Raw genomic sequence first — 7,274 nt, forward strand, 5'->3', positions numbered from 1 at the left:
GGGCGGGAGCATGGAGGGTGGTGGCATGAACGAGCAGGCGACCGACGACGGACCGGACGGGCCGCAGCCCCCTCGGCGGCGGCTCTGGCCGTGGGTGCTGCTGATGGTCCTCGTGCTCCTGGCCCTGGCCGCGGGCGCGGTCTCCGCGGTCCTGGCCCACGGGATCTCCGAGCAGAGCTCGCAGAGGCTGCGGGTCAGGTACGAGGTCACCGGCACCGCCAGGGACGTGACGCTCACCTACAGCACCTGGCAGGGCGAGGCCCTGTCGACCGGGCGGCTGACCCTGCGGACCCTGCCGTGGGCCGGAGAACTGGAGACGCGGGGATTCATGGACGGCGGCTCGTTCGTCGTCAGCCTCGGCAGGTCCGGCGGCGATGTCGCCTGCTCCGTGAAGGTGGACGACATCACCCGGCGGACCGACCGCGCCTCCGGCGCATTCGCCACCGCTACGTGCGACGGGTACTGATACGCGGCTGCGCCCCCGGACATCCCGGGGGCGCAGCCATCGGATCGGGGCGCAGCGGTTGGATCGGTGGCGGCGGTCAGCGGCCGTAGCGGATGAGCGCGCGGACCATGCGGCAGGTGGTGTCGGACGGCGGGTGGATGCCGAGCAGTTCGGCGGTCGTACGTATCCGGGCGTTGCTCGCGCTCGACGGCTGGTGAACTCCCGTGTCGAGCAGGGCGATCGCCAGGCGCATCGCCTTCAGCCGGCGGTTGTGGGCGACGTACCACTCACGGGGGCGGCCGGCGGGGAGACGCTTCTTCTGCAGGGGCTTGTGGAGCGGCTTGGTCGTGACTGCGGCAACGGCCATTGGCAACCTCCTGGCACGGTGGTGGAACCCTCACGAACTACCTCCATTTTACTGCCCAGCACTGACAATCGCCCCTGGCCAGAGGGGTTTTCGCGGGTCCATCCCGTACCGTTGGCCCCATGGAGATCTGGATCAATCCCGCCTGTTCCAAGTGCCGCAGCGCGGTGCGGCTGCTCGACGCGGAGGGCGTCGGCTACACCGTCCGCCGCTACCTGGAGGACGTGCCGTCACCGGACGAGATCCGGGCCGTGCTCGACCGCCTCGGGCTGGAGCCGTGGGACATCACGCGGACGCAGGAGGCGGACGCGAAGGAGCTCGGGCTCAAGGAGTGGCCGCGCGTGGCGGATGCGCGGGAGCGGTGGATCACGGCGCTCGCCGCGCACCCGAAGCTGATCCAGCGGCCGATCATCACGGCCGAGGACGGCACGGCCGTGGTCGCGCGTACGGACGAGGCGGTACGGGACGCCATGGGGCGCTGAGCCCCACCCGGGCCAGTGGCGGGCGCCCGCTACGCGCCCGCCTGCGCCTCGGCCTCCGCGAGCAGTTCCGTCAGCCGGAGCCCGAACCGTACGTCGCAGGGGTGCGCCACCCCCGTGCGCACCGATTCGGTCAGCGCGTCCACCGCGGCCCGGAAGGCACCCACGGCGCCGTCCCACCGGGGCAGCCCGACCGTCCCGTGCTCGCCCCTGAGCTCGACCTCCACCCCGGCCGCCGCCACCGGGGCGGCCAGCGTGAGCGTCACCGTGCTGGAGGCTCCGGAGGCGTGACCGAGGATGAGGTGGTGGGTGTCGGCGGGGCCGCGGGCGGCGGTCAGCCGGGTCACCTCGCCGAGCACCGGGATGAGGACGGAGAGCGCGTGCGGGCCGACGTCCCAGAGGCCGCCCTTCTCGTGGCGCCAGGGGGAAGCGGCGTACTCACTGTCCACGCCGGGTGCCCACAGGGCGCCGATCCAGTGGGCGTGCGCGGTGAACCAGCCGCCCGCCGCACTCTGTTCGGCGATCCAGGCGGAGGTCTCCGGGGCGAACCGCAGCGTGCAGAAGACGATGGAGGCGACCCGGGACCGCTCCGCGGCCTCGGCCACCTCGCGGGCGGCCGCGACGCTCGTGGCGACCGGCTTGTCCATCAGCAGATGGCAGCCGGCCGCCGCGGCGCGGGCGGCGAGCGGGGCCTGGACGTCCGGCGGCAGCGCGAACGCGACGGCGTCGCTCGCGGCGAAGAGCTCGTCGAGCCCCGCGTCACCGGTGTACGCGGGGGCGCCATGGGCGGCGGCCAGCTCCCCCGCCGCCTCGGCCCGGCGGCCCCACACCCCGCTCAGCACGGCGCCGGGGTGCGCGGCGAGGGCGGGGGCCTGGGTGTTGCGGGCCCACGGGCCGGTACCGACCAGGCCGATACGCAGGGGGGTCACGGATATCGTCATGGGACAAGTGTGCCCGGTGCGGCCTGGTCCCGAAGGAATGCGGTGGCGGGGTGCGTGGCCGGGCGGTTACGTTGACGGCGCCGGCCGCGGGACTCCGGTGCGACTTCCGGGACTTGCCTGTAAAGCAAATATTTCGCTGCTCGCGCCCCCATTCCCCGGCCGGCTTCCGCTTGCGCGTACCGCCTCGCGGGAACACCACGGGGGATTCATCATGACGACCGAGACCTTTGCCGGCCTTGTCGCCGCCGAGGACGTGCTCCTCTTCGTCAACGCGGCCATCACGGCCACCGGCCAGCGCGAGTTCCACTCGGACGCGGACCGGCAGCAGCTCTCGCTGGACTTCCTGCACGCGTACGTACGGATCAACTACCGCCGGGTGTACGCCGCCTCGCTCGCCCTCGACATCAACGACCACAACGCGGTGCGCATCGTGCAGGGGCTGCTGGAGTACGCCGCCGAGGCCACCGCCGAGGAGAAGCGCACCGAGGGCCGGCTGATCGCCGCGCGGCTGGCGAAGCTGCCGCCGCAGCGGGTGTACCGGCTGTTCCGGGGACTGCGCGCGGCCAAGGTCAACAACCGGCGCACCCGCGCGATCATGCGCGACTGGCTGGCCGCGCGGCCCGATCCGGCGCATGACGCGGTGAAGTACCGCTCGGGGCTGAAGAACGCGGCCCGCCACGCGCATCTGCGGCTCGGCGAGAGCGGTGCCAGAGGCGCCGGCGGTGAGCTGGGTGACTTCCTCTTCCGGCCCGGGAAGCTGCCCCGCTACCGGCACCGGCTGCTCGACGCCTGGCGCCGCGCCCACTACGAGCAGGGCGCCGTCGGCGAACTCCCCTTCACCGTCGCCGAGGGCTTCGCGGCCCGGCACGGCATGAAGCGCGAGGCGTTCCTGGAGCGGATGGTGCCCCGGATGACCCGGCTGGAGCGGCTGCGCACCCAGGGGCAGCGCGGTGCGGCCGCTCCGCAGGGGCTGCCGGCGGGTGTCGATCTGACCGTGATGCCGCTGACCCGGCTCGCCCTGTACGTCCTGACGTTCCCCGCGGAGCTGCGCGGGCGCCACCGCGAGGAGCTGACCTCGGCCCTGCGCACCGCGGCCCGTCGCGCGGCGGGCCCGCACGCCGGGGGCTGGGGGCGGGTCGCCGCCGTACTGGACGACAGCTACTCCTCGTCCGGTTCGGGCGAGAAGCGGCGCCGTCCGCTCGCCGTGGCGCTGGCCTGCCACTTCCTGCTGGAGGCACTCGCCGCGCCGGGCGCGTACACCCCGCTGTGGACCACCGGAACCGGCGATCCGCTGCTGGTCGTGCCCCGGGGTCCGACGCCGCTCGGCAACCGGGTGCTGGACGCCCTGGAGTACGGTCCCGACCGGCTGGTCATCGTCTCGGACGGCTGGGACAACGCACCTCCCGGGCTCGCGGGCGAGGTGCTGCGGGTGTGGCGGACCAGGCTCGATCCGGACCGGCGCACGGCGGTGGTGCATGTGAACCCTGTATACGACGCGGACGGTTTCGACGTCCGGCGGCTCTCCCCGAGTGTGCCGACGGCGGGTATCCGGGACGCGGAGGATCTGCCGGCCCTGGTGGAGATCGCGCGGTTCTCCGAGGGCCGGACCGGACCCGCCGCGCTGCACGCGTACCTGGACCGGCGGGTCGCCCGGTTCGTGACGTCCGGCCAGGAAGGGGACCCGCTGTGAACACGCTCGAACTGACCGGGCTCACCGCCCGCCCCTCGCAGGTCTGGGGCGGCATCCGGCTGGTGCCGCTGGTGCGCGAGAAGCCCGTCGAGGGGCTCCGGCTGCACCGCGAGGTGTACGCGGGCGGCGGGAGCGGTGTCGTGGAGGTGGGGCCGCGGACCCACTACACCTCGTACATCCCGCACGGCTTCGTCGCCGACTGGTCCGGCGAGGGTGCCCGGACCGCCGCGTACGGCACCCAGCTGGCGGCCCGCGGCGACGCGGGGAGCGTGCCGCCCAGGACCGTACGGCTGCCGCGCCACCGCCACCACCGGATGGCCAAGCGGCAGCCCGGCGACCGGCTGCGCTTCCTGCCGCTGCACCTCGCGATGGAGGGCTACCTCTCGCTGCACTTCGGCGGACCGTCGACCGCCTGGGAGGAGTGGTCGCGGCAGGCGCTGCGCGACGGCCTCTCGCCGCGTGCCGAGGACGCGTACCTGGGGTGGTCGGTGCGCGGGCTGGGCGACGCGCTGCGGGTGTTCGAGATCCATCCCGGCCAGTGCGGGGTGATGGTGTACGCGGCCGACGCGCTCGCCGCGGCCTTCGTGGTGCCGCACCCCGACGACTACCGCCTGCTGCACGCGTCGCTCGTCCAGGACCTGTACGGGGAGCTGGTCCACCAGTACGCGATGTACGGCGCCCCGGTGGCCGGTTTCGGGGCGCGGATCGCCGACGGGCCGGGGCTGAACACGCTCGCCGGTCTGCGGGCGGCCGCGCGGGAGCAGGAGCGGGAGTGGACCGAGGCGCACGACTCGCTGTTCGCGCGGGAGCTGCTGGACACCTCGTACGGCTTCGACCGGGTGTACCGGATGGGCTCCTTCACGCTGTGGCGGTTCCTGCCGCCCTTCCTGCGGAACCGGGGCGGGCAGCACATCGGCGAGACGATCACCGACCCCTCGGGGCGGGTCGCCTATCTGAAGACGTTCCGGCTGTCCGAGGCGCAGATCCGGCGCGGTCATCTGCTGCGAGGGCTCGCCGACGCGGACTGGCAGCTCCCGCGTGCCGCGGTGGCGCTGGGCGCGACCGAGGAGGAGCTGGTGCGGCGGATCCGGGCGGCCGGCTTCGAGTCGCTGCTCAGGGACCGCGGCTGAGGGCCCGTGCGACCGGCCCGTTCTCGCACGGGAAACCTCGGTAACACGGGGTTCACACGAGGGCAACGGACGGGAAATCGCGTCTTGCGAAGCTGCGCTGCATAGACCGCAGCACCCCCAAAGGATGGCTTCCGTGACGTTCAAGGCTGAGTACATCTGGATCGACGGCACCGAGCCGACCGCCAAGCTCCGTTCCAAGACGAAGATCATGCCCGGTTCCCCGTCCTCCGACGTGTCGGAGCTGCCCATCTGGGGCTTCGACGGGTCGAGCACCAACCAGGCCGAGGGCCACGCCTCCGACCGGGTGCTGAAGCCGGTCTTCACCTGCCCGGACCCGATCCGCGGGGGTGACGACGTCCTGGTCCTGTGCGAGGTCTTCCACATCGACATGACCCCGCACGAGTCCAACACGCGTGCCGGACTGCGCCCGCTCGCCGAGCGGTTCGCGGGCCAGGAGCCGATCTTCGGCATCGAGCAGGAGTACACCTTCTTCGACGGCCACCGGCCGCTCGGCTTCCCCGAGGGCGGCTTCCCGGCCGCACAGGGCGGCTACTACTGCGGCGTCGGCGCCGACGAGATCTTCGGCCGCGACATCGTCGAGAAGCACCTCGACAACTGTCTGAAGGCGGGCCTGGGCATCTCCGGCATCAACGCCGAGGTCATGCCCGGCCAGTGGGAGTTCCAGGTGGGCCCGCTGGCTCCGCTGGAGGTGTCCGACCAGCTGTGGATCGCCCGTTGGCTGCTCTACCGCACCGCCGAGGACTTCAACGTCTCCGCGACCCTCGACCCGAAGCCGGTCAAGGGCGACTGGAACGGAGCGGGCGCGCACACCAACTTCTCCACCAGGACGATGCGCGAGGGCTACGACGCGATCATCACGGCGTGCGAGTCGCTGGGCGAGGGCTCGAAGCCGATGGACCACGTCAAGCACTACGGCGCGGGCATCGACGACCGGCTGACCGGTCTGCACGAGACCGCCCCGTGGAACGAGTACAGCTACGGCGTCTCCAACCGCGGCGCCTCGGTCCGTATCCCGTGGCAGGTCGAGCAGGACGGCAAGGGCTACATCGAGGACCGCCGTCCGAACGCCAACGTCGACCCGTACGTCGTCACGCGGCTGATCGTCGACACCTGCTGCGCCGCGCTGGAGAAGGCCGGCCAGGCCTGATCCCGCGGCAGCACCCGTACGAGGGGGCGCCCACCGGTTGTCCGGTGGGCGCCCCCTCGTCGCGCGCGGGGCGCTGTCAGTGCGGTGTGCCAGGGTGATTCCATGCTTGAGATCAAGGTGGCGACCGAGAACCAGCAGGCCCACACGCGTATTTCGGACGGGGCGCTGAGTGCGCTGGTCCACCGGATCGGCGGGGACGACGACCATTTCCTCGTCGTGCAGCGGATACCGGACATCCCGGGCGAGTTCGTCCAGGTGTGGCACGAGGGCGGCGGGGTGTACGAGCTGGAGCACCGCGCCGGCGGGCCCGGTACCCACGTCCGGACGGTCGTCGACGCGCCGGAGCGGGTCGCCGGTCTGATGACGCGCTGGGCCCGCCGGGAGCCCGGCTGGGACGCGGGCGTCGGCTGGGAGAGCGCCGGCCTGCCGGAGCCGGAGCCCGTGCCGGGGATCGCGCCGGAGATCCGCGATCAACTGGAGGAGCGGGTGCGGGCGTTGCTGCGCGGCGGGTACGGCAGCGTGGCGGAGCTCGCCGAGTCGGCCGAGGACTACCTGGTGAAGGACGGCGTGCACCCGGTGAGCCGGGCGCAGGCACGCCTGCTGGTGGAGCGGCTGTGGCTGGAGCGCGTCGAGGAGCAGCGGCTCTGGTCGGACGTGACCGACGCGGACCGGCTGGAGCGGGCCTTCGCCGTGCTGGACGGGCGTGGGATCACCGCCCGGGAGCATTTCACCTGCTGCCGGGCGTGCGGGATCAGCGAGATCCACGCCGCCGGCCGGGACGACGCACGGGGGTTCGTCTTCTTCCATCTGCAGGGCACCGAGAGCGCGGCGGCCGGGCACGGCCTGACGCTGTACTACGGGGGGTTCGACGAGTCCGCGGAGACGACCGCGGCGGTGGGGCGGGAGGTCGCGGCGGCGCTGGGCGAGGCCGGGCTGGCCGTGGAGTGGGACGGTTCGCCGGACCGGGCGATCGAGCTGACCGGTCTGGACTGGCGCAAGCGGCTGGTGGGTTGAGGGCGGGGCCTCTCCCGGCCTCGTCCGGACGGGGAGTCCGGTC

Annotated in this window: 8 protein-coding genes; 6 read left to right on the forward strand and 2 right to left on the reverse strand. The window is 72.9% G+C overall.

Annotation, left to right across the window (positions count from 1 at the left end):
- On the forward strand, window positions 1-466 hold a 466-nt coding region (locus tag J1C73_RS13065; RefSeq protein ID WP_372446680.1), incomplete at its 5' end, for a hypothetical protein.
- 76 nt (window positions 467-542) lie between these two features.
- Here J1C73_RS13065 and J1C73_RS13070 read toward each other — a convergent pair.
- Window positions 543-812, reverse strand: coding sequence for a hypothetical protein (locus J1C73_RS13070; RefSeq protein ID WP_123470236.1), 270 nt, complete (start codon window positions 810-812; stop codon window positions 543-545).
- A gap of 119 nt (window positions 813-931) precedes the next feature.
- On the opposite strand from J1C73_RS13070, the gene J1C73_RS13075 reads away from it, so the two are divergent.
- A complete protein-coding gene (locus J1C73_RS13075) occupies window positions 932-1,291 on the forward strand; it encodes an arsenate reductase family protein (RefSeq protein WP_123470238.1) in 360 nt (119 codons plus the stop codon).
- Between the two features lie 29 nt (window positions 1,292-1,320).
- On the opposite strand, the gene J1C73_RS13080 is transcribed toward J1C73_RS13075, so the two are convergent.
- The gene (locus J1C73_RS13080; protein ID WP_207316520.1) at window positions 1,321-2,229 is read right to left on the reverse strand and encodes a Gfo/Idh/MocA family protein; all 909 of its coding nucleotides are present in this window, start codon (window positions 2,227-2,229) and stop codon (window positions 1,321-1,323) included.
- 211 nt (window positions 2,230-2,440) lie between these two features.
- On the opposite strand from J1C73_RS13080, the gene J1C73_RS13085 reads away from it, so the two are divergent.
- From J1C73_RS13085 to J1C73_RS13100, 4 genes are all read left to right on the forward strand, one after another.
- Window positions 2,441-3,919 carry a hypothetical protein gene (locus J1C73_RS13085; RefSeq protein WP_207316521.1) on the forward strand — a complete coding sequence of 493 codons (1,479 nt, stop codon included), beginning with the start codon at window positions 2,441-2,443 and terminating at the stop codon, window positions 3,917-3,919.
- Window positions 3,916-5,049, forward strand: a complete 1,134-nt coding sequence (locus tag J1C73_RS13090) for an ARPP-2 domain-containing protein (RefSeq protein ID WP_207316522.1) — start codon at window positions 3,916-3,918, stop codon at window positions 5,047-5,049. The genes J1C73_RS13085 and J1C73_RS13090 overlap by 4 nt, the downstream gene beginning before the upstream one ends.
- Before the next feature lie 133 nt (window positions 5,050-5,182).
- The gene (glnII, locus tag J1C73_RS13095; protein ID WP_207316523.1) at window positions 5,183-6,217 is read left to right on the forward strand and encodes a glutamine synthetase; all 1,035 of its coding nucleotides are present in this window, start codon (window positions 5,183-5,185) and stop codon (window positions 6,215-6,217) included.
- Window positions 6,218-6,319: 102 nt separating this feature from the next.
- Window positions 6,320-7,231: a helix-hairpin-helix domain-containing protein gene (locus J1C73_RS13100; protein WP_207316524.1), complete on the forward strand. Its 912-nt coding sequence runs from the start codon at window positions 6,320-6,322 to the stop codon at window positions 7,229-7,231.
- Window positions 7,232-7,274: the final 43 nt, after the last annotated feature.

This window comes from Streptomyces laculatispora, assembly GCF_017353455.1.
Lineage (GTDB): Bacteria > Actinomycetota > Actinomycetes > Streptomycetales > Streptomycetaceae > Streptomyces > Streptomyces laculatispora.

Bases quoted from the DNA above. Each gene is read 5' to 3' on its own strand.
- J1C73_RS13070 (WP_123470236.1), bottom strand. From the start codon at position 812: ATGGCCGTTGCCGCAGTCACGACCAAGCCGCTCCACAAGCCCCTGCAG.
- J1C73_RS13075 (WP_123470238.1), top strand. From the start codon at position 932: ATGGAGATCTGGATCAATCCCGCCTGTTCCAAGTGCCGCAGCGCGGTG.
- J1C73_RS13080 (WP_207316520.1), bottom strand. From the start codon at position 2,229: ATGACGATATCCGTGACCCCCCTGCGTATCGGCCTGGTCGGTACCGGC.
- J1C73_RS13085 (WP_207316521.1), top strand. From the start codon at position 2,441: ATGACGACCGAGACCTTTGCCGGCCTTGTCGCCGCCGAGGACGTGCTC.
- J1C73_RS13100 (WP_207316524.1), top strand. From the start codon at position 6,320: ATGCTTGAGATCAAGGTGGCGACCGAGAACCAGCAGGCCCACACGCGT.